The following is a 21,142-nucleotide window of genomic DNA, read 5'->3' on the forward strand; positions in this document are numbered from 1 at the left end:
GGGATCCGCGGCCCTTCTGTTTTCCCCGAACGGGGACGACGGAGCGAAGGGGCCTCGGGACAAAAAAGAACCCGGTACCAAGCCGACACCCGGTCAACCGGCCGGACCGACCAGACGAGGAAGACCAACCGTGCAACTCGAAGCGCACGCCCCGTCCGTACCGCCTTCGCAAACGATCCCCCCGCCCGGCCTCACGGAGGACTCCACCTTGACCCCCCTCACCGCGCTCACCGCGCTCGACGACGCCATCGAGAACCTCGGCGTACCCGTCCCCTGCCGCTCCTACGACCCGGAGGTCTTCTTCGCCGAGTCGCCGGCGGACGTCGAGTACGCCAAGTCCCTCTGCCGCACCTGCCCGCTGATCGAGGCCTGCCTCGCCGGCGCCGAGGAGCGGCGTGAGCCCTGGGGCGTCTGGGGTGGCGAGCTGTTCGTCCAGGGTGTCGTCGTCGCCCGGAAGCGGCCGCGTGGTCGCCCGCGGAAGAACCCGGTCACGGCATGAACACCGCAGGAACGATCGACCGTCCCCTCACGCACGACCCCAAGAAGCAGGCCCCGATGAAGCCGTCCACCAGCGAGCCCGCAGGCTCCGCGACTCCAGACGTCACCACCACCGGCGCGACCGAAGCGCGCCAGAACAGGACCCGAGAGATGCAACTCATGCAAGAAGCCCTGGCTCGTGCGCATATGGACGAGCGACTCCATGACGCCGCGCGGGAGCGCCGGGCCGTGCGCCTGGCGGTCGCCGAGCGGATGCAGCGCCGGGCCGAGCGCGCCTCGCTGCGCGCCCGGCGCGCGCTCGCCATGGCGGTCATGCAGTAACGATCACGCCTGCGGAAGCGGCGGCCTCCCGGCCCGGGAGGCGAAGCCTTCTCGAGCGGGGGCCGGTCCGGCTGAACGGACCGGCCCCCGCGGTGCGTTGTACGGCGTTCCGCCGCCTGCGGAGTTATCGTCGCCGGGTGACGAGTCTTCCCGGAGGAAGTGATCAGGGCGGCTCCACCCCGGAGCGCCGCGTTCTCGTGTGCGCCCGCTGCGGAACCCCCGCCGAAGGCCCCCAGCCGGTCACCTGGACCTGCTCCGTGGAGAACGGCGTCCGCCAGTACTTCTGCGACACCTGCTCCAGGGAGAACCTGAGGGCGATCGAGGGGCGGCTGGACTCGTCCTGGTGGTGAGCCGCTTCTCGGGGCCCCTCCCCCCGCCCCCGCCCCCTCCCCTCCCTCCCCGCTTTCAAGAATCGCCGGTCACCCGATACGAGGCACCTCGCATCACGGGATCACGCCTCCGCCGCAGGCTCCTCCTCAGGCAGTTCGTCGTCCGTCAGTTCGCCGTCCATCAGTTCGTCCTCAGGGATGTCGAGGACGAACCCCGGCAGCCAGTCTTCCAGCTCCTCGCGGAGTCGTACCGTCGCGCCGAGTTGGCACAGGACGCCGATGGTGCTCAGGGTCACCCGGTGGATCAGCAGATAGGCGGGCGGCAGGTTGAGCCGCTTGCCCAGCTGATAGGCGGGGGAGCGAGGGTCGGCGATGCGCGCGGCCTGGTTGCGCATCCAGGTGCGGCTGAAGGTGAACGCCTCGACCCGGGCCGGTTCGATGATCGGCAGCAGGTAGTCGAGGACCGCGTCGGGGTCCAGCTCTATGGACTCCTTCACAAATCCTTCCTCGCAGAGGAGTTCGTAGACCGTCTCGGCCTCGCCGTCCAGCGTCATACGGAGCGAGATGCCGATCGGAGTCGGCAGACCGCCGGGCAGCCGGTCGACCGTGCCGAAGTCCAGGACGCCCAGGCGCCAGTCGTCCTCGCCGGCCGGGCCGCCGGGCAGCAGCCGGAAGTTGCCGGGATGCGGGTCGGCGTGCAGCAGGCCGGTGCGTGCCGGGCCCGAGAAGAGGAACCGGGCCAGGAGCTGGCCGGCGCGGTCGCGCTGCTCCGGGGTGCCGTCCGAGATCACCTCCGACAGCGGGATGCCGTCGATCCACTCGGTCACCAGGACCTGGTCGCACTGGTGCACCACCGCCGGGACCACCACGTCCGGGTCGTCCGCGAACTCCTCCGCGTGGGCGGTCTGGGCCTGCGCCTCCAGTCCGTAGTCCAGCTCCTCGGAGACGCGGTCCTTCAGTTCCGCGATGAGCGGCTTGATGTCCATGCCGGGAATCAGCGGGCCCAAGAGGCGGGCGAAGCGGCTCAGTTGGCCGAGATCGGAGAGCAGGGCCTCGCCGGCGCCCGGGTACTGCACCTTGACCGCCACCTCACGGCCGTCGTGCCACACGGCCCGGTGCACCTGCCCGATCGAGGCCGCCGCGGCCGGCTTGTCCTCGAACTCCTCGAACAGCTCGCGCCAGTCCGGCCCGAGCCGCTCCGCGAGCACCGCGTGCACCGTGCGGGTCGGCATCGGCGGCGCCGCCTCCTGGAGCTTGGTCAGAGCGGCGCGGTAGGGCCCGGCGATCTCCTCGGGCAGCGCGGACTCGAAGACGGACAGGGCCTGCCCGAACTTCATCGCACCGCCCTTCAATTCGCCCAGCACCTTGAACAGCTGCTCCGCCGTGCGCTGTTGCAGTTCCCGGCCGACGATCTCCGCGGACTCGCCCACGATCCGCTTGCCCAGCCCCCAGGTCGCCCGGCCGGCGAAGCCGAGCGGGAGCGCGGCGAGCTTGGCGGTACGGGTGACCGCCTTCCGGGGAAGATCAGACATGCGCCCTCCAAGTCCCAGTCGGCCGCGCCGCGCGTGACTTGCGTCGTTGCTCCGTCGACGGCCGTTGCACCGCCATTGTCGCGCGTGCTTCGCCGACGGTTGAGGGGTGCTCCTCTTCAGGTCTGTCCGCAGCGCCGCACCCGCATGCCGGATGCGGCCGGACCGGTCGGGCGTGCCAGTTCAGGCCGGGCGTGGACACCTCCCAGCGGGTGCCGGTGCTGGACGGCGACTCCCCGTCGAGGAAGGCGAGCGCGTGCGCCGCGGCCAGTCCGGCGACCGCCGTGGCGAGCGTCAGATCGCAGGCCCCGACCCGGCGGGCCCTGGCGCACCGCCACTGGGCGGTCAGCCGGGGCCAGGCCGGGTCCCGGTCCCCGCGGTCGAGGTGCAGACAGCCGGCGCAGCCCGATGCGCCGGGCAGGACGAGCGGTCCGACGACTCCGGTGCCCTCGACGACGCCGGCGTACAGATGGGGCGTTCCGGAGGCCATGAGCGGCTCGGTGTCGGCCGGGTCCGGTGCGTGCACGGCGACGTCGTCCCGGGGAGTGAGGATCACCAGGGAGAATCCGGGGTCCTGGGCGCCGGATCCGGGGGAGTGGGCGCGGCGCGGTGGGCGCTCGGGTGCCGCACGGCGCACCGCGGCGCGCGCCGCCGTGTCCCGGCGCTCGCCGAGCGACTCGGCGGGCAGCCCGCCCGGTGCCACGTCCCACGGCTCGACGCGTCCCACGTCTCGTACGTCGACCTCGCCGACTCCGGCGCCCGACAGCGCCGAGGCCAGTACGGCGCCGACGCGGCCCGCGCCCCGGACCTGGACGCGCAGTGCGCGGCGGGCGGCGAGCCGGGCGAGCGCGCCGCCGGGCTCGGCCGTGGTCAGGGACAGCGCGGCGAGGTCGGGGCGCAGCCGCCCCAGGACATGCGTCTTGGCGCGCAGCGCGTCGGCGGCCGGTCCGCCGCCGCGCGCGTCGTCGACGAGGCCCGCGCGGGTCAGCCGTGCCAGCAGGGTGTCGACATGGCCGGCCGGGAGCCGCATGCGGCGGGCCTCCTCGCGGAGCAGCGGCAGTCCGCGCGTGCCGTTGAGCAGGTCGAGGAAGCCGCGCGTGGCCGGGTCCATCGGTCCCAGTGTCAGCGCGTGTGCCTGGGTCATTCCGAACTGCACGGTCTCGCGATCACGCCAGCCGCGCCGCAGCGCGGGTTTCATCACCGGATGCATGACTGGCCCCCGTATCCGTGGAAAGCATCCTGAACATCTCGTCGCCGGTGGAACCGGTCACGCTCCACCGACGCCTGCCAGCATGCCGTGCCAGTCGGACCGGTGCCGAGGGTTATCCACAGGGTGAGGGTATTTGTCGTATAGGTCGACCGATCAAAGCGTAATAAATCGGTCGGACGGTGGCGGCAAACCGCTCGTGCGGAGCCTCGTAAACCGGATGTGCGGATCAGTGGTAGGAATCATAGGAATCAAACGCACGGTGGGGGATCGGCATCGAACCGTTCCGGAGCCGGGACTTCGGCCCTGCCCAGCGGGTAACGTCGGGGCGTGCCCGCCGACCCACTGCACCGTGCCGGAATTCCACAGCGCAGCACGACGAGCCAGCCGCCCGGCGGCTCGGGGGCGAGCGCGATCGAGGTCCGCAGGAGTTCCCGGCGCCGCCGGACGGTCTCCGCGTACCGCGAGGGCGATCGCACCGTCGTACTGATCCCCGCCCGGATGTCGAAGGCGGAGGAACAGCGCTGGATCACCGTCATGCTCGACAAACTCGCTGCCCAGGAGAGCAAGCGGGTGCTCGGCGACGCCGAACTGGCCGAGCGTGCCGAACGGCTGTCGGCGCAGTACTTCGACGGCCGGGCGCGCCCCGCCTCCGTACGCTGGGTCACCAACCAGAACACGCGCTGGGGTTCGTGCACCCCGGCCGAGGGCAGCATCCGGCTCTCGCACCGGCTGCAGGGAATGCCCGAGTACGTCGTCGACTACGTCCTCTGCCATGAGCTGGCCCATCTGCTGGTCCCCGGTCACGGGCCGGACTTCTGGCGGCTGCTGGAGGCGTATCCGCGCACCGAGCGGGCCCGCGGCTACCTCGAAGGGGTGGTCGCCGCGGAACGGCTGCCGCATGTGCCCGGGGCGCGCGGGGGGTGAACCCGGCGCCGTCCGTCCTCCTCCGGGCGCGGTTGTGTACCGGCTCTGTACCGGCTGCGTCCGCTGTCGGACTTTGCCGTTAGCCTGGCGCGACGCACTCGTATTCGGGATGGGGGACGGTCGTTACGCATGGCCAGGGAATTCCAACGCGGCCACAAGGCCAGGATCAGTGACCTCACGGCCGGCACGGATCTGTACGTGGGCGTGCAGATCTCCGGCCCCGGGCTGACCTTCGACATCAGCTGCTTCGGTCTGGACGCCGACGAGCGCCTCTCGGACGACCGGTACTTCGTCTTCTTCAACCAGCCGAAGTCCCCGGAGGAGTCCATCCAGCTGCTGGGTGCCCAGGCGGGCGACACCGAGTCGTTCCGGGTCACGCTGGACCGGATCCCCCCGCACATCCACAAGCTGGCCTTCACGGCGACCATCGACGGCGCCGGGCAGATGTCGCAGATCGGCCCCGGCTACCTGCGGATCGTGGCGGGCGGTGAGGAGATCGCGCGGTACTCCTTCAGCGGCGCGGAGTTCTCCACCGAGCGGGCCGTGATGGTCGGCGACATCTACCTGAAGGACGTGTGGCGGTTCGCCGCCGTCGGGCAGGGCTTCGACGGCGGACTGGAGGCGCTGCTGAAGAACTTCGGCGGTGAAGTGCTGGAGGAGGAGGCGCCCGCCGCCCCGCAACAGCCGCAGACCGGTGCCGCCCCGGGCTTCGCCCCGCCCGCCCAGGCCGCTGCCCCGCCCGCGTTCGCCGCCCCGGCCGTCCCCGCCCCGGCCCCCGCGCCACAGCCCGCCGCCCAGGGTTTCGCGCCGCCGCCCGGAGCCACAACTCCGCAGGGCTTCACACCGCCCGGCCACACCCCGCCCCCGGCGCCCGCGCCGGACGTGCACGCCGCGCCGACGGTCATCGCCCCCATGACCCCGCCCGTCGGCGGCACGGTCCCGCCGCCGGCCCCGGCCCCCGCACCGTACGGACAGCCCCAGCAGCCGTACGGCCAGCCGCCCCAGCAGCCGTCCTACGGCGGTCAGCCCGCCGCGCCGATGCCGCCGGGCTACGGCCAGCAGCCGCCCTCCTACGGCGGACAGCCCACCGCGCCCATGCCCCCGGGCTACGGGCAGGTACCCGGCCAGCAGCCCGCCGGCTACGGAGTGCCGCAGGGCGCCCCGCAGGGCGGTGCCGGTGTGACGGCCGCGCTGCAGATGTACAAGGAGACGCCCACCGGGCAGCGCTGGACGCAGCAGAACAAGAAGCTCATCCGCGTCGACCTCGGCATCGGCGGGCAGCCCGTGCTGGCCCGGCAGGGCAGCATGGTGCTCTACCAGGGCAAGGTCGACTTCAGCTACAAGGGCGCCGGATTCGCCGGACGGATCGTCGGCAACGCCACCGGCCAGGAGATGCAGCTGATGCGCTGCACCGGCAACGGCCAGGTGTTCCTCGCCGAGAACGCCACCCATGTGCACCCCGTCGAACTGCAGGGTGACGCGATCTGCGTGTCCGCGGAGAACGTCCTTGCCTTCGACGAGAGCCTGCAGTACGAGGTCCGCCGCATCGAGGGCCACGGCATTCCCGGCGGCGCGCTGTTCACCATGCAGTTCCAGGGCACCGGCACGATCGTCGTCAAGACGCACGGCACGCCCGTGGTCCTGCCGGTCACGCCGACCACCTTCGCCGACTGCAACGCGGTCGTCGCCTGGTCGGCCGCCTCCCAGGTGATCGTCTCCAGCCAGGTCCGCATGCGCCGCAACGCCTACCCGGGCGACACCGGCGAGAGCGTCAACCTCCAGTTCCGGGGCGCGCCCGGCAACTTCATCGTCGTCCAGCCGTACGAGGTCTAAGGGGAGCCCGTCATGAACCAGCCGCTCGCGGGCTACGCCCCCGCACCCGTCACCGCGCGCATGGAGAACCACGGCAGCCACATGCTGAAGGTCGCCATGCAGACCGGGAACGACCTCCTCGCGCGCGTGGGCTCGATGGTCGCCTACGAAGGCTTCATCCAGTACGAGCCCAACCCGCCGGCCGTCCGCCAGATCGCCCGCGACTGGATCACCGGCGAGGGCGCGCCCCTGATGAAGTGCACCGGGGACGGCCTGCTCTACCTCGCCGACTACGGCGCCAACGTCGTCGTGATCAACCTCAACGGTGACGGCATCTCCGTCAACGCCACCAACCTGCTCGCCTTCGACGCCCACCTCAACTGGGGTGTGGAGCGGGTGAAGGGCCTGGCGAAGTTCGCCGGGCAGGGGCTGTGGAACACGAGGATCTCGGGGCAGGGCTGGGTCGCGCTGACCTCCCGCGGCGAGCCGATCGTCGTCGACTGCGGCGGCGGCGAGGACGAGACCTACGTCGACCCGGACGCGCTCGTCGCCTGGTCGCCGAACCTGAAGGTGAAGGGCAAGCGCAGCTTCAAGGCGCAGTCGCTGATCGGCCGGGGCAGCGGTGAGGCCTACCAGATGGCCTTCTCCGGCCAGGGCATCGTCGTCGTCCAGCCCAGTGAGGACAGCACCGACCGCCTCCGGATCCGGGGCTGAGGGGGAGTCACCAAGCCATGCAGAGCCCGCTTTTCGCGCACAACGACGTCCAGACGCAGGAGCGCTGGAGCCTGCAGAACTCGCAGATGCTCCGCGTCACCCTGGAGGGCCACGACGACATCCTCGCCCGTAAGGGCACCATGGTCGCCTACCAGGGGCTGATGGAGTTCGACGCCGAGTACCAGAACAGCAACCAGGCACGCGCGCGTGCGTACACCGGCGAGGGCCTGGACCTGATGCGCTGTCACGGGCAGGGCACGGTGTATCTCGCCAACCTGGCCCAGCACGTGCACATCATGGACGTCGAGCAGGACGGGCTGACCGTCGACAGCTCCTACGTCCTCGCCATGGACTCCTCGCTGCACTACGAGGTCGTCGCCGTCGACAGCCTCTACGGCATCTCCGGCTCCGGGAAGTACCAGCTGAACATCACCGGGCGCGGCAGGGTCGCCCTGATGACGTCGGGAGCGCCGCTGCTGATGCAGGTGACGCCGGACAAGTACGTCAACTGCGACGCGGACGCGATCGTCGCCTGGTCCACCGGGCTGCGCGTGCAGATGCAGGCGCAGACGCATTCCTCCGGAGTGTGGCGCCGGCGCGGCAGCACCGGTGAGGGCTGGGAGCTGAGCTTCATGGGGTCCGGCTTCGCGCTGGTCCAGCCCAGCGAGCTGCTGCCGCCGCAGAACGCGGTGATCGGGCAGGGCCTCGCCGCACAGTTCGGCATGGGGCAGCACGGTGCACGCGGGCAGAACCAGGGGAACGTCTGGAGCTGAGCCCACAGGTGAGGGGTGGCCGCCATGGTGGCCACCCCTCACACCGGGCCACGCTCACACCGTCACAGCCTGGCGCGCGTCGCCTCCAGTAGACGTACGACCGACTCGTCGGCCACGTCGGCCACCTCGTCGTACGGGAACCAGCGCAGGTCGAGCGACTCGTCACTGATCGCCTGCATGGCGCCGGGCGGTGCCAGGGCCGCGTACTGCACGTCGTAGTGCCAGTGGCAGGGCGCCGGGATCGGATGCCGGTCCAGGCGCACCGGGCCGCCGGGCAGCAGGGTCAGCCCGGGGACGCCGGACTCCTCCGTCGCCTCGCGCAGGGCCGCCGCCGCGAGCGACGGATCGCCCGGTTCGCAGTGGCCGCCCATCTGCAGCCACATCCGCAGCTTCCTGTGCAGGGTGAGCAGCACCCGGCCGTGCTCGGGATCGATGACCAGGGCGCTCGCCGTCACATGGCCGGCCTCGCAGGCCTTCCACATGCCGTCCGGGTGGGCCGCCAGATGGTCGAGGTAGGCCTGGCGCAGTTCGTCCTGGCCCTCGTACCCCTTCAGGACGAGGACCGCGTCGTCGTGCAGGCTCACTCGGCGTCGTCGCCCTCTGCCTCGCCGTCGTCCTTCTTGCGCAGGTCCGGCTTGTCGGCGGCTTCCCCGAGCATCTTGTCCAGCTCGGAGAAGTCCAGCTGCTCGCGGTGCACGAAGCCGTCCGGGTCGTCCAGGTCGGTCGCGGTCGGCAGCATGTCCGGGTGGGCCCACAGACCGTCCCGGCCGTCGACCCCGCGCGCGTCCGTGAGCGAGGCCCACAGGCGGGAGGCGTCGCGCAGCCGGCGCGGGCGCAGCTCCAGGCCGATCAGGGTGGCGAAGGTCTGCTCGGCCGGGCCGCCCGTGGCACGGCGGCGGCGCAGGGTCTCGCGCAGGGCGTCGGCCGACGACAGACGCGGCTTCGCGGCCGCGTGGACCACCGCATCCACCCAGCCCTCGACGAGCGCCAGCGCGGTCTCCAGCCGGGCCAGGGCGGCCTTCTGCTCCGGCGTGTCCTCCGGCTGGAACATGCCCTGCTGCAAGGCGTCCTGCAGCTGCTCCGGGTTCTGCGGGTCGAACTGGCCGACCACGTCCTCCAGCTTGGCGGTGTCGACCTTGATCCCGCGCGCGTACCCGTCGACCGCGCCGAACAGGTGCGAGCGCAGCCACGGCACGTGCGCGAACAGGCGCTGGTGGGCCGCCTCCCGCAGAGCCAGATACAGCCGCACCTCCTCCTGCGACACGCTGAGGTCCTTGCCGAAGGCCTCCACGTTGGCCGGGAGCAGCGCGGCCTTGCCGGCCGGGCCGAGCGGCAGGCCGATGTCGGTGGAGCCGACGACCTCGCCCGCGAGCACGCCGACGGCCTGACCGATCTGCGTGCCGAACATGGCGCCGCCCATCGAGCGCATCATGCCGATCAGCGGGCCCGCCATGGCCTGCATCTCCTCCGGCAGGACGTCGCCCATGGCCGCGCCGACCCGCTCGGCGACCGGGTCGACCAGTTCCTGCCAGGCCGGCAGGGTCGCCTCGACCCACTCCGCGCGGGACCACGCGACCGCCGAGGCCGAGCCCGACGGCAGGGACGTCACGTCGTCCAGCCACAGGTCGGCCAGGCGGACGGCCTCCTCGACCGCCCTGCGCTCGGCCGGGCCCACGCTGGCGTCCTTCGTGCCGTCCGGGGTGCCCTGGGCGACCGTCTGGCGGGCGATCTGCTTGGCCATGTCCCAGTTCACCGGGCCGCCCTCGTAGGAGAGCATCTGGCCCAGCTGCTGGAACGCGGCGCCCAGATCCGTGGGGTTCAGCGACCCGAACATCGCTGCGAGCGGATTGTCGGCGCCGGGGCCGCCAAAGCCTCCGGCTCCGGGCAGGCCGCCGAAGCCGAACGGATTGGCCGGTCCCTGCCCACCACCGCTCTGTTGGTCCTTCTTCTTGCCCTCGTCGCCGTCTTCCGGCTCCTCCGGCGGAAGGCCGAAACCGAATGGGGTGTCACTCACGGGATTCCTCGGCTGGTAAGGCCACCGGTTCTCTCCGGCGGCGCGGCTGCCCGACAACACCAAGCGTAGACACCCGGACCCGATCGGGCCTCGGTGCTTCGCTCACGGCAGGCCTGCGGCAGGATGGATGCACCTGGTACGTGCGCGTCACTCGCGCCCGTACCGAAGACAACCGCTGGAGACGCCCGGTGAGTTCCCCAGATCCGCAGGTTCGCGCAGCGCGAAACCCATCAACCTCTCCCGCCGTGCGCGGCCCCGTCGTCGCGGTCACCGGCGCCGCCGGCGGGGTCGGTGCCCTGCTCACCGAGCGGCTCGCCGCCTCCGAGGAGATCAAGCAGGTCATCGCCATCGACGAGCGGCGCGGGGAGTGCGCCGAGGCGCAGTGGCACATCCTGGACGTGCGCGACCCCGCCATCGCGGACAAGCTGCGGGGCGCCGACGTGGTCGTCCACCTCGCGCTCGACCTGGACCTGGAGACCGATCCGGCCGCTCGCACCGCTTACAACGTCCGGGGGACGCAGACCGTCCTGACGGCCGCGGCGGCGGCCGGCGTGCACCGGGTCGTGCTGTGCACCTCGGCGATGGTCTACGGCGCGCTGCCGGACAACGAGCTGCCCCTTTCGGAGGACGCCGAGCTGCGCGCGACCGCCGAGGCGACCGGCGTGGGGGACCTGCTGGAGATCGAGCGGCTGGCCCGGCGGGCGCCGCGGGCGCATCCGGGGCTGAACGTCACCGTGGTCCGGCCCGCCGTGCTGGTCGGGGGTACCGACACGGCGCTGACCCGCTATTTCGAGTCGCCGCGGCTGCTCGTCGTCGCCGGGTCGCGGCCCGCGTGGCAGTTCTGCCATGTCGAGGACCTGTGCAGTGCCCTGGAGTACGCGGTCCTGGAGAAGGTCGACGGGGAGCTGGCCGTCGGCTGCGACGGGTGGCTGGAGCAGGAGGAGGTCGAGGAGCTGAGCGGGATCCGGCGGATGGAGCTGCCGTCGGCGGTGGCGCTGGGCGCGGCGGCCCGGCTGCACCGGATCGGGCTCACGCCGTCCCCCGCGGGGGACCTGGCCTACACGATGTACCCGTGGGTGGTCAGCGGGAGCCGGCTGCACGACGCCGGGTGGCGGCCGGGGTGGACCAACGAGGAGGTGCTCGCGGAGCTGCTGGAGGAGGTCTCCGGGCGGCACACGGTGGCCGGGCGGCGGCTGGGACGCAAGGACGCCACGGCCGCGGGGGCCGCGGGGGCGACGGTGGCGCTGCTCGGCGCGGCCGCTGTGGTCCGGCGGGCTCGGAAGGCCCGGCGGCGGGTCTGAGACCGGTGAGGCCGGGCGGGATGGGCTCCGTGCCCGCGGCCGAGTGGTACAAGCATCCAAAACGCCCCGCGCGCGTGCCTGGTGAATCTCGTATTCCCCGGTGTCACAGGCGTGCGGCACGATGGGGGCATGGCACACGCGAACGAGCACCCCGGTGAGCAGGCGGCACAGGATCCCATCAAGTTGATCGGTGTCCGGGAGACCGCGCTCTCCGTGGACGAGGTGTTCCAGGCCGTCGGGGACGCCGCGGCCGGCGGCATCGCCCTGTTCGTGGGGACGGTGCGGAACCACGACGGGGGCGCGGACGTGGACGCCCTCGGGTACTCCTGCCACCCCAGCGCCGAGGCCGAGATGCGGCGGATCGCCGAGAAGGTGGTGGCCGAGTACCCGGTGCGGGCGCTGGCCGCCGTGCACCGGGTGGGGGACCTGCGGGTCGGGGATCTCGCCGTGGTCGTCGGTGTCGCCTGTCCGCACCGGGCCGAGGCCTTCGACGCCTGCCGGAAGCTGATCGACGACCTCAAGCACGAAGTGCCCATCTGGAAGCACCAGAGGTTCTCCGACGGTACCGATGAATGGGTCGGCGCGTAGCGCCGTCGTTGAGGGGTGGTGGTCGGCTGACGGGGCCTGCTGAGCTGGGTCACTCGGAGCACACGGGCTACCCCGTGTTGCGTAACCGGCACCCTCGCGTGAGCGTTGTCAGTGCGGATGGTTAATCTGCTGATCAGTCAGTTGCGGACGCTCATGGCGTTGGGAGGTCGGCATGGGGGCGCTTGTCTGGCTGCTCATTCCGCTGGTGGCCGCGGTCGGCGGCGGACTGTGGGGCAGTTGGGCCAATCGGACTCGTAAGGTGCGCGGTGACGGCCCGGAGCTGGACGGGTATGCCCGGTTCCGCGAGGCCATGGAGAGATCCCACACGGGTGCCGGCGGGGCGTGACGGGGGTGCCCTGACGGTGTGCTGACAGAGGCGTCCCGTACTGTCGTGGCATGCCACGCCGCACCGCGACGATGCTCGCCTCCACCCTGATGCTGATCGCGCTCCTGTGCGCGGGAGTGCTCATCCCCGTGCCGTACTCGGAGATGTCCCCCGGCCCGACCGTGAACACGCTCGGGGACCACGACGGCGAGCCGGTGCTGCAGATCACCGGGCACGACACGTACAAGACCAGCGGCAACCTGAACATGACAACCGTCCGGGTCACCAGCGCGGACTTCCGCATGAACCTGGTGGAGGCCGTCTACGGCTGGCTGGACCACGACACCAAGGTCGTCCCGCACGACACGCTGTACCCGAACGGGACGACCGAGGAGCAGTCCTCGCAGCAGAACGCCGAGGAGTTCAGCCAGTCCCAGGAGAGCGCCAAGGTCGCCGCCCTGAAGGAACTGGGCATCCCGGTGAAGTCCTGGGTGATCGTCTCCACCGTCGTCAAGGACTCACCCGCCCAGGGCAGGCTGCACGCCGGTGACGTGATCAAGGCCGTCGACGGCACGGCCGTGAAGCAGCCCACCGACGTCGCCAAGCTCGTCACCCGGCACAAGCCCGGGCAGAAGGTCGTCTTCACCGTCGTCCCCGCCAAGGAGCAGGCCGCCGCCGAGAAGGCGCACAGGGCGGCGACGAGGACGCAGGACGTCACGATCACCACGGCCACCTCCAACGACAGCGGCGCCAAGCGGGCCGTCGTCGGCATCTCGGCCGGGACCGACCACACGTTCCCGTTCAGCATCGACATCAAGCTCGCCGACGTCGGCGGGCCCAGCGCCGGTCTGATGTTCGCCCTCGGCATCTACGACAAGCTGACCCCGGGCAGCCTGACCGGCGGCAAGTTCGTCGCGGGCACCGGCACCATCGACGACAACGGCACCGTCGGGCCGATCGGCGGCGTCGAGATGAAGACCGTCGGCGCGCGCGAGAAGGGCGCCCAGTACTTCCTGACGCCCGCCGACAACTGCGCGGCCGCCGCCAAGGACACCCCGAGCGGGCTCACCCTGGTCAAGGTGAAGAACATCGGCGACGCGCTCGGCGCGCTGAAGGACATCCGCAGCGGGAACACCGCGGCCCTGCCCAAGTGCACCACCAAGGGCTGACCGGCCTGTGACACGGCTGGGGGCGCCCCTGAGGCGGGGCCGCCCCCAGCGCCGTACCGAACCGGGCCGGATCAGTCCGCGAACGTCGCCGCCAGGGCCGCCGCCAGGCCGGGCACCAGGTCCGGGCCGGTCAGGACCTCCGTCGGGGAGTCCTTCTCGCGCAGCCGCAGCGCCGACTCGCGGCCGCCGTCGCGCAGCACCGCGACCGTCATGCGCACCTCCTGGCGCTCGGGGTGGTCGGCCACCCACTGGGCCAGCTTGGCCTCGCTCAGGTTCTTCGGTACCTGAGCCTCGGCTGACGGCGGCAGCATCAGGCGCTCCACCGAGAGCGCGCAGCCGGCCACGGCGTCCGGCCAGGCGATGGTGCCGAGGAACTCGTCCAGCGGCTTGCCGGACGGGATCTCGTCCTGCTCGATCGGGGTGAGACCGGCGGAGGCGGACTCGTCCTCAAGGCCCAGCTGGGCCGCGAGCGCGGGTTCCTGGGCCCGCAGCCGTGCGGTGTCGACAAGGGCGAAGAGGCGAGCGGGCTGGTCCCAGCCGAGGCCGGAGACGTACTCGTCGATCTCGAGTACGGCCCGGGTGAGCGGGCTCGCTGCCATGGGAGTGTTGGACATGGTCACAATCCTGCCTCGTTCCACACCGGAATCGGGAACCGAGGAACGCGTGAGTAAGTTGCATAGGTGTGGGTCCGCGATCACGGGGGGCCACGGCGGGTCCGCGAACACGAGGGCCTGACGGATCGACAGCGAACTTCGAGGTGCGCACCTTGGCTTTCCAGATGCCGGACCGCGGCGGAGGCCCGACGGGGCCGCGGATCAGAGCGGGACGACCGCCCCGGGGTGTCCGGACCCTGCTCATGACGCTGGGCGTCCTGGCCGTCCTCGGCATGGCGTTCACCATGTTCGCGGGCTTCTGGACGGACTGGCTGTGGTACCGGTCGGTGCACTACTCGTCCGTGTTCACGACCACGCTGTGGACCAAGATCGGTCTCTTCTTCGTCTTCGGTCTGCTGATGGCGGTCGCCGTGGGGGTCAACATCTGGCTCGCGCACCGCCTGCGGCCCCCGCTGAGCGCCATGTCCATGGAGCAGCAGAGCCTCGACCGCTACCGGATGGGCATCGCGCCGTACAAGAAGTGGCTGCTGCTCGCCGTCACCGCGCTCGTCGGGCTGATCGCCGGCGCCTCCGCCGCCGGCCAGTGGCGGACCTGGCTGATGTGGGTCAACGGCGTGCCCTTCCACCAGAAGGACCCCCAGTTCCACCTCGACATCTCCTTCTACGCCTTCGATCTGCCCTGGTACCGCTTTCTGCTCGGCTTCGGCTTCGCCGCCACCGTCCTGTGCCTGATCGCCGCCGCGCTCACGCACTATCTGTACGGCGGGCTGCGCGTCACCAGCCCCGGCGCGCGGGCCACCGCCGCCGCGACCGGGCACCTGTCAGTGCTGCTCGGGATCTTCGTCGCCCTCAAGGCGGTCGCCTACTGGCTCGACCGGTACGGCCTCGCGGTGAAGTCCAGCGACTTCAAGGCGACCGGCAACTGGACCGGCCTGCGCTACGTCGACGCCAACGCCTATCTGCCGGCGAAGACGATCCTGTTCTGCATCGCCGTCATCTGCGCGCTGCTGTTCTTCGCCACGCTGTGGCGGCGCACCTGGCAGCTGCCGGTCATCGGCTTCGGCCTGATGGTCCTCTCGGCGATCCTGATCGGCGGGCTGTACCCGGCGATCGTGCAGAAGTTCCAGGTCCAGCCCAACGAGCAGGCCAAGGAAGCCCCGTACGTCCAGAAGAACCTCAAGGCGACCCGCGAGGCGTACGGCATCGACGACACCAAGGTCACCGAGTACGCCGGCAAGTCCACGACCTCGGACACGACCAGGCTGCGCGGTGACGCGGACGACGCGGCGAGCATCCGGATCATGGACCCGAACATCGTCTCGCCGACGTTCCAGCAGGCGCAGCAGATGAAGAACTACTACGCCTTCCCGACCAATCTGGACGTCGACCGCTACCCCCCGCAGGACGGCAAGGACGCCAGGGACGCCAAGGAACAGGACACGGTCATCGGCCTGCGCGAGCTGAACCTGGACGGCGTCCCGAAGAACAACTGGATCAACGACCACTTCCGCTACACGCACGGCTACGGCGTGGTCGCCGCCAAGGGCACCGAGGCCGACGACCAGGGCCAGCCGGTCTTCACCGAGTCCAACCTGCCGTCCAAGGGTGACCTCGGCGCATACGAACAGCGCGTCTACTACGGCGAGAAGACCACCACGTACTCCATCGTCGGCGGACCGCAGAAGGAGGTCGACTACTCGGCGGACAACGGCGACGAGAAGACCTTCAGCTACACCGGCAACAGCGGCGTCAACCTCGACAACCCGATCAACCGGGCCGCGTACGCGGTGGCGTTCAACGAGCCGCAGATCCTCTACTCGGGCGCGATCGGCAAGGGCTCGCGGATCCTGTACAACCGTACGCCCAAGGAGCGCGTCGAGGCGGTCGCCCCCTGGCTGACCATCGACGGGGACGCCTATCCGGCGGTCGTGGACGGTCGTATCCAGTGGATCGTCGACGCGTACACGACGTCGAACGGCTACCCGTACTCCTCGCGTACGACCCTGGGCGACACGACGGCCGACTCGCTGACCGCCGCCAACAACAACCGTGCGGTGGTGGCCCAGCAGAACCAGGTCAACTACATCCGCAACTCGGTGAAGGCGACCGTCGACGCGTACACCGGCGAGGTCAAGCTGTACCAGTGGGACAGCCAGGACCCCGTGCTGAAGACCTGGATGAAGGCGTTCCCGGGCACGGTGCAGCCGAAGAGCACCATCTCCAAGGACCTGCTGGCCCATCTGCGTTATCCGCAGGACCTGTTCAAGGTCCAGCGCGAGCTGCTCAGCCGCTACCACGTGACCGACGCGCAGACGTTCCTCACCGGCAGCGAGGTCTGGCAGGTGCCCGACGACCCGACCAACGACTCGGGCAGCGCGGTGCCGCCGTACTACCTGAGCATGAAGATGCCGGACCAGAGCAGGCAGTCGTTCTCGCTGACGACGACGTTCACGCCGAACGGACGTGACAACCTCAGCGCGTTCATGGCGGTCGACTCCGACCCGGGCGCCAGTGACTACGGCAGGATCAGAATCCTGAAACTGCCGACCAGCACGACGGCCGACGGTCCCAAACAGGTGCAGAGCCAGTTCAACTCCCGGCCGGACATCGCGGAGACGATCAGCTTGCTCACCCGGGGACATTCCAAGGTGGAGTACGGCAATCTGCTGACCGTGCCGCTCGACGGCGGACTGTTGTACGCGGAGCCGGTCTACGTCCTCGGCGGTAAGCTCAAGTACCCGTTGCTGGGCAAGGTTCTGGTCACCTACAACGGCAAGACGGCCTTCGAGAACACCCTGGACGAGGCGCTGAACAAGGTGTTCGGGGTGCAGGGTTCGACCACCCCGCCCGACACCGGCACCCCCAATCCCCCCACGTCGGCCAACCCGACCGTCCAACAGGCCCTGAGCGACGCCCAGAAGGCGTACGACGCCGGACAGAAGGCCCTGCAGGGGCCGAACGGACCGGACTGGACCGCGTACGCCAAGGCCCAGAAGGACCTGAAGGACGCGCTGCAGCGGGCGCGGGAGGCGGAGGCCAAGGCAGGTCAGTCCGGCGGTGGCAAGAACGCCGACAAGAGCACCGGCAAAAAGGGCACTTGATCAAGGGCGCCCCACGTCGTGGTACGGTTGACAGGCAACGGCGCGGGGTGGAGCAGCTCGGTAGCTCGCTGGGCTCATAACCCAGAGGTCGCAGGTTCAAATCCTGTCCCCGCTACTGCAGTCGAAGGCCCGGATCCCAAGGATCCGGGCCTTCGTGGTGTGCGAACTCATGTGCTGAGGGGAGGGACGGCCGCGCCGCCGTGGGGAGTTGCGGGGTGTGTGTTTGACTTGTCGTCCTGTGGGCATGTCGACAAAACGCTGAAGTGACCTCACGGGCTGCGGTATACCGGGTGTACCCGGGGTGCAGGTGGTGCGACGATGGACGTTATGGGGGACAAGGCAACTCTGTTCGAGTCAGGGCGATTTGTGCAGCCTTCCGGTGGGGAACCGTCCCGTGACGAGATGACCGACACGGGGGACGCCGCCGAGGAGGTACGCCTCGGACTCGCCGCGCAGAGCGGCGACGCCGAGGCCGCCAGCGTCCTCGGAGCCATGCTGCTGCGCCGCGGCGACCTCGACGGAGCCGAAACCCATCTGCGAGCCGCCACCGCGGCCGGTGACCGGGCCGCCGCCAACAACCTGGGTGTCCTGCTGCACCAGCGCGGCTACCCCGAGGAGGCCGCCGGCTGGTGGCGCATCGCCGCCGTCGCCGGTTCCGCGGCCGCCGCGCACGCCCTGGGCCGCTACCACCGTGAGCGCGGGGACGAGCCCGCCGCCGAGTACTGGCTGCGCCAGTCCGCCGAGCAGGGCCATGTCCTCGGCGCCTACGCGCTCGCCGACCTGCTGGAGCACCGCGGGGACGTCGGCGCCGAGCCCTGGATGCGGGCCGCGGCCGAGCGGGGGCACCGGGAGGCCGCCTACCGGCTGGCGCGCGCGCTCGACACGGCCGGGCGTGAGGACGAGGCCGGGGCCGACAACGCTGTCGCCGAGGCCGAGCAGTGGTACCGGCAGGCCGCCGCGCGCGGCCACCGGCGGGCCGCGCTGCACCTCGGGGCGATCCTGGAGAAGCGCGGGGATCTGAAGGAGGCCGGGCGCTGGTATCTGACCTCCGCCAAGGACGGCGAGGCCCGCGCCGCCTGCGCGCTCGGCTTTCTGCTGCGCGACGCCGGGGACACCGAGAGCGCGGCCGTGTGGTGGCTGCGCGCGGCCCAGGAGGGCGACGGCAACGCGGCCAACGCCCTCGGCGCACTGCACGCCGAGCGCGGCGAGACCCAGACCGCCGAGCGCTGGTACCGGGCGGCGCTGGACGCCGGTGACGACAACGGCGCCTACAACCTCGGGCTGCTCTGCGCCGAGCAGGGGCGGACCGCGCAGGCCGAGCAGTGGTACCGGCGGGCCGCCTACGCCGGGCACCGGGAGGCCGCCAACGCGCTGGCCATCCTGCTGCTCCAGGGCGGCGACACCACCGGCGCCGAGCCGTGGTTCTCCAAGGCCGCCGAGGCCGGCAGCGTGGACGCCGCGTTCAACCTCGGCATCCTCTACGCCGGACGCGGCGAGGAGGCCATGGCGCTGCGCTGGTACGAGCGGGCGGCCGCCGCCGGGCACACCGAGGCCGCGCTCCAGGTCGGGATCGCCCGGCTGCGCGCGGGCGAGGAGCAGGAGGCCGAGCGGCATCTGCGGTGCGCGGCGGGCGGGGGCAGCGCGGAGGCGGCGTACCGGCTGGCCGCGCTGCTCGACGCGCGGCGGCCGCCGGAGCCGGCACACGAGCTGGGCGAGATCGTGCACGAGAAGACCGAGTGCGAGGAGTGGTACGAGCGGGCGGCGACCCAGGGGCACCGGCGGGCGCAGGTGCGGGTCGGGATGCTCGCGGCGGCCCGGGGTGACGTGGTCGAGGCGGCGCGCTGGTACCGGGCGGCGGCGGAGGCCGGGTCGCGCAACGGCGCCTTCAACCTCGGGCTGCTGCTCGCGCGGGAGGGGAGCGAGCCGGAGGCCGCGGTGTGGTGGACGCGAGCGGCTGACGCCGGGCACGGCCGGGCGGCGCTGCGGCTGGCCCTGGTCTACGCGCGTCGGGGGGAGCTGGCGGAGGGCCAGCGGTGGGCCGACCGGGCGGTCGAGCTGGGGCCGGCGGAGGTTTCGGAGCGGGCGGGGCGGTTGCGGGATGCGCTGCGGGAGGAGCTCTCGGCGTGAGCCCGGCCACGTCCCCGGTAACTGATTTGCTTCCGTCGACCTCCCTCACGTAATGTCGTGTTCACCGACGCGGGGTGGAGCAGCTCGGTAGCTCGCTGGGCTCATAACCCAGAGGTCGCAGGTTCAAATCCTGTCCCCGCTACTGAAGGCCGAGGGCCGGAATCCAGAGATGGATTCCGGCCCTCAGTCGTATCCGGGAGATCCGGGAGATCCAGGAGTTCGGGCGCGCAGGGCAGAAAAAAGAGGGGGCTTGCGCCCCCTCTCCAGCGTTCGCTCACGCCCGCGCGCAGTCCGGGCACAGCCCCCGGTACGTCACCTCGACATCCGACACCGTGAAGCCGAAACGCTCGGTGTCGGGGAGGTCGGCGAGCGGGTTGCCCGTGGGGTGGACGTCGCGGATCGCGCCGCACTGGGCGCAGACCAGGTGCTGGTGCGGCCGGTGCGCGTTCGGGTCGTAGCGCTTGGCGCGTTTGTCCGTCGCGACTTCCAGCACCTCGCCGAGCGAGACCAGCTCACCCAGCGTGTTGTAGACGGTCGCCCGGGAGATCTCGGGCAGCTTCGCGACAGCCCGTGCGTGGACCTCGTCGGCCGTCAGATGGACGTGCTCGCCGTCGAGGACCTCGGCGACGACGCGCCGCTGCGCGGTCATCCGCCATCCGCGTCCACGCAGCCGTTCCAGAAGGTCGCTCATGGACCCAAGCCTAACAGCAAGGGGGACCAGGACGGGAATAGGTGTGATTTTGGATCGATCTTTGATTTAGAACCTGTCCAACATGGATCGAGCGCGGCTTTGGCTCGCACTGAAGTTCTCCACCGAGGAGGGCAACTACGACCTCGTCGGCAACAACACCCCGGTCTTCTTCATCCGGGACGCGATCAAGTTCCCCGACTTCATCCACACCATCCCGGCGTCGTACCGCCACATGGACGGCTTCGGCTCGCACACGGAAGAGGCCGAGGTGCTCGTGGGCAAGGACCCCGACTCGCACCAGCGCGAGCTGCGTGAGGCGATCGAGCGCGGGGAGTTCCCGAGCTGGACCGTGGGTGTGCAGATCGTGCCGGCGGCCGACGCAGGGACGTACCGCTTCAACCCGTTCGACCTGACCAAGGTGCGGCCGCACGCGGACTACCCGGTCATCGAGATGGGCAGGCTGGAGCTGAACCGCAACCCGCGGAACATCTTCGCCGAGGTCGAGCGGTCGATCTACAGCCCCGCGCACTTCGTGCCGGGCATCGGCCCCTCGCCCGACAAGATGCTCCATGGCCGCCTCTTCGCGTACGGCGACGCGCACCGCTACCGCGTCGGCATCAACGCCGACCACCTGCCGGTGAACCGTCCGCACGCCACCGAGGCGCGCACCAACTCCCGTGACGGCCACCTCTACGACGGCCGGCACGGCTCGGCGAAGAACTATGAGCCGAACGGCTTCGACCACGCGACGCCGGCGCACGCCGAGGACGACGACTTCGTGCAGGCGGGCAACCTGTACCGGCTGATGTCGCAGGAGGAGCGGGACCGCCTGATCGCGAACCTGGCGGGTGCCGTCTCCCAGGTCTCGCGCGAGGACATCGTCGAGCGCGCCATCGGCAACTTCCGCAACGCCGACGCCGACGCCGGCTTCGGCAAGCGGCTGAAGGCGGCGGTGCAGGCGCTGCGCGGCTGTGAGTCGGTCGTACCGAGCCGGCCGTATTGAGTCGGAGACAACAGATCGGCGGCACGCCCGTGCCGCTGGGCCGGACCCCCTGGTGCTCGGGGTCCGGCCCGTTCCGCTGGGTCACATGCCTGGCCCGGG

Annotated in this window: 19 protein-coding genes, 2 tRNA genes and 1 pseudogene; 16 read left to right on the forward strand and 6 right to left on the reverse strand. The window is 71.0% G+C overall.

All coding sequences use genetic code 11. The features are described 5' to 3' along the window. The first annotated feature begins 130 nt into the window (after window positions 1–130). The 3 genes from ACFYOH_RS03210 to ACFYOH_RS03220 all read left to right on the forward strand — a co-directional run bounded on the left by ACFYOH_RS03210 (window position 131) and on the right by ACFYOH_RS03220 (window position 1,169). Window positions 131–499 carry a WhiB family transcriptional regulator gene (locus tag ACFYOH_RS03210; RefSeq protein WP_388620602.1) on the forward strand — a complete coding sequence of 123 codons (369 nt, stop codon included), beginning with the start codon at window positions 131–133 and terminating at the stop codon, window positions 497–499. After that, on the forward strand, window positions 496–819 hold the full coding sequence (locus ACFYOH_RS03215) for a hypothetical protein (RefSeq protein ID WP_388620605.1): 324 nt from the start codon (window positions 496–498) through the stop codon (window positions 817–819). Before ACFYOH_RS03210 ends, ACFYOH_RS03215 begins: the two co-directional genes overlap by 4 nt. A gap of 137 nt (window positions 820–956) precedes the next feature. Further along, the gene (locus tag ACFYOH_RS03220) at window positions 957–1,169 is read left to right on the forward strand and encodes a hypothetical protein (RefSeq protein WP_388620608.1); all 213 of its coding nucleotides are present in this window, start codon (window positions 957–959) and stop codon (window positions 1,167–1,169) included. A 101-nt stretch (window positions 1,170–1,270) separates the two neighbouring features. Here the strand turns inward: ACFYOH_RS03220 and ACFYOH_RS03225 are convergent, their stop codons facing one another. Together ACFYOH_RS03225 and ACFYOH_RS03230 are read right to left on the reverse strand one after the other, a co-directional pair. After that, window positions 1,271–2,680 (reverse strand): ABC1 kinase family protein, encoded by a 1,410-nt coding sequence (locus tag ACFYOH_RS03225; protein WP_388620611.1) that lies wholly within the window; start codon window positions 2,678–2,680, stop codon window positions 1,271–1,273. Next, complete coding sequence (locus ACFYOH_RS03230) at window positions 2,673–3,887, reverse strand: TOMM precursor leader peptide-binding protein (RefSeq protein ID WP_388620614.1); 1,215 nt, start codon at window positions 3,885–3,887, stop codon at window positions 2,673–2,675. Before ACFYOH_RS03230 ends, ACFYOH_RS03225 begins: the two co-directional genes overlap by 8 nt. Before the next feature lie 327 nt (window positions 3,888–4,214). On the opposite strand from ACFYOH_RS03230, the gene ACFYOH_RS03235 reads away from it, so the two are divergent. The 4 genes from ACFYOH_RS03235 to ACFYOH_RS03250 all read left to right on the forward strand — a co-directional run bounded on the left by ACFYOH_RS03235 (window position 4,215) and on the right by ACFYOH_RS03250 (window position 8,110). Further along, on the forward strand, window positions 4,215–4,811 hold the full coding sequence (locus ACFYOH_RS03235) for a M48 family metallopeptidase (protein ID WP_388620617.1): 597 nt from the start codon (window positions 4,215–4,217) through the stop codon (window positions 4,809–4,811). A 129-nt stretch (window positions 4,812–4,940) separates the two neighbouring features. Next, window positions 4,941–6,644, forward strand: coding sequence for a TerD family protein (locus ACFYOH_RS03240; RefSeq protein ID WP_388620620.1), 1,704 nt, complete (start codon window positions 4,941–4,943; stop codon window positions 6,642–6,644). 12 nt (window positions 6,645–6,656) lie between these two features. Next, window positions 6,657–7,337 carry an AIM24 family protein gene (locus ACFYOH_RS03245; RefSeq protein ID WP_388620623.1) on the forward strand — a complete coding sequence of 227 codons (681 nt, stop codon included), beginning with the start codon at window positions 6,657–6,659 and terminating at the stop codon, window positions 7,335–7,337. 17 nt (window positions 7,338–7,354) lie between these two features. Next, window positions 7,355–8,110, forward strand: a complete 756-nt coding sequence (locus tag ACFYOH_RS03250; protein WP_388620626.1) for an AIM24 family protein — start codon at window positions 7,355–7,357, stop codon at window positions 8,108–8,110. 62 nt (window positions 8,111–8,172) lie between these two features. Here the strand turns inward: ACFYOH_RS03250 and ACFYOH_RS03255 are convergent, their stop codons facing one another. Both ACFYOH_RS03255 and ACFYOH_RS03260 read right to left on the reverse strand, forming a co-directional pair. After that, entirely contained in the window at window positions 8,173–8,694 is a 522-nt protein-coding gene (locus tag ACFYOH_RS03255; protein ID WP_388620628.1) for an NUDIX hydrolase, read from the reverse strand. Next, window positions 8,691–10,124: a zinc-dependent metalloprotease gene (locus ACFYOH_RS03260; RefSeq protein WP_388620631.1), complete on the reverse strand. Its 1,434-nt coding sequence runs from the start codon at window positions 10,122–10,124 to the stop codon at window positions 8,691–8,693. The genes ACFYOH_RS03255 and ACFYOH_RS03260 overlap by 4 nt, the downstream gene beginning before the upstream one ends. Window positions 10,125–10,312: 188 nt before the next feature. Between ACFYOH_RS03260 and ACFYOH_RS03265 the strand changes: the two genes are divergently transcribed. The 4 genes from ACFYOH_RS03265 to ACFYOH_RS03280 all read left to right on the forward strand — a co-directional run bounded on the left by ACFYOH_RS03265 (window position 10,313) and on the right by ACFYOH_RS03280 (window position 13,507). Then, window positions 10,313–11,425: an SDR family oxidoreductase gene (locus ACFYOH_RS03265; RefSeq protein WP_388620634.1), complete on the forward strand. Its 1,113-nt coding sequence runs from the start codon at window positions 10,313–10,315 to the stop codon at window positions 11,423–11,425. Between the two features lie 129 nt (window positions 11,426–11,554). Then, window positions 11,555–12,013 carry a molybdenum cofactor biosynthesis protein MoaE gene (locus ACFYOH_RS03270; RefSeq protein WP_388620637.1) on the forward strand — a complete coding sequence of 153 codons (459 nt, stop codon included), beginning with the start codon at window positions 11,555–11,557 and terminating at the stop codon, window positions 12,011–12,013. A 172-nt stretch (window positions 12,014–12,185) separates the two neighbouring features. Beyond that, window positions 12,186–12,359: a hypothetical protein gene (locus ACFYOH_RS03275; protein ID WP_385316635.1), complete on the forward strand. Its 174-nt coding sequence runs from the start codon at window positions 12,186–12,188 to the stop codon at window positions 12,357–12,359. Window positions 12,360–12,409: 50 nt separating this feature from the next. Continuing rightward, on the forward strand, window positions 12,410–13,507 hold the full coding sequence (locus tag ACFYOH_RS03280; RefSeq protein ID WP_388620640.1) for a PDZ domain-containing protein: 1,098 nt from the start codon (window positions 12,410–12,412) through the stop codon (window positions 13,505–13,507). A gap of 71 nt (window positions 13,508–13,578) precedes the next feature. Here the strand turns inward: ACFYOH_RS03280 and ACFYOH_RS03285 are convergent, their stop codons facing one another. Then, window positions 13,579–14,121 carry a PPA1309 family protein gene (locus ACFYOH_RS03285; protein WP_388620642.1) on the reverse strand — a complete coding sequence of 181 codons (543 nt, stop codon included), beginning with the start codon at window positions 14,119–14,121 and terminating at the stop codon, window positions 13,579–13,581. 164 nt (window positions 14,122–14,285) lie between these two features. Between ACFYOH_RS03285 and ACFYOH_RS03290 the strand changes: the two genes are divergently transcribed. From ACFYOH_RS03290 to ACFYOH_RS03305, 4 genes are all read left to right on the forward strand, one after another. Next, on the forward strand, window positions 14,286–17,222 hold the full coding sequence (locus ACFYOH_RS03290) for a UPF0182 family protein (protein WP_388621070.1): 2,937 nt from the start codon (window positions 14,286–14,288) through the stop codon (window positions 17,220–17,222). Window positions 17,223–17,263: 41 nt separating this feature from the next. Next, window positions 17,264–17,337, forward strand: a tRNA-Met gene (locus ACFYOH_RS03295). A gap of 203 nt (window positions 17,338–17,540) precedes the next feature. Further along, window positions 17,541–19,349 (forward strand): tetratricopeptide repeat protein, encoded by a 1,809-nt coding sequence (locus ACFYOH_RS03300; protein ID WP_388620644.1) that lies wholly within the window; start codon window positions 17,541–17,543, stop codon window positions 19,347–19,349. Window positions 19,350–19,417: 68 nt separating this feature from the next. Further along, window positions 19,418–19,491 (forward strand) — tRNA-Met (locus tag ACFYOH_RS03305). Between the two features lie 132 nt (window positions 19,492–19,623). Here ACFYOH_RS03305 and ACFYOH_RS03310 read toward each other — a convergent pair. Beyond that, on the reverse strand, window positions 19,624–20,040 hold the full coding sequence (locus ACFYOH_RS03310) for a Fur family transcriptional regulator (RefSeq protein WP_388620646.1): 417 nt from the start codon (window positions 20,038–20,040) through the stop codon (window positions 19,624–19,626). A 106-nt stretch (window positions 20,041–20,146) separates the two neighbouring features. Here ACFYOH_RS03310 and ACFYOH_RS03315 point away from each other — a divergent pair. Beyond that, window positions 20,147–21,043 (forward strand): annotated as a pseudogene (locus tag ACFYOH_RS03315) (catalase); the annotation flags it as partial. Between the last annotated feature and the right edge of the window lie 99 nt (window positions 21,044–21,142).

The sequence above is a fragment of the Streptomyces sp. NPDC007856 genome (assembly GCF_042868225.1).
Lineage (GTDB): Bacteria > Actinomycetota > Actinomycetes > Streptomycetales > Streptomycetaceae > Streptomyces.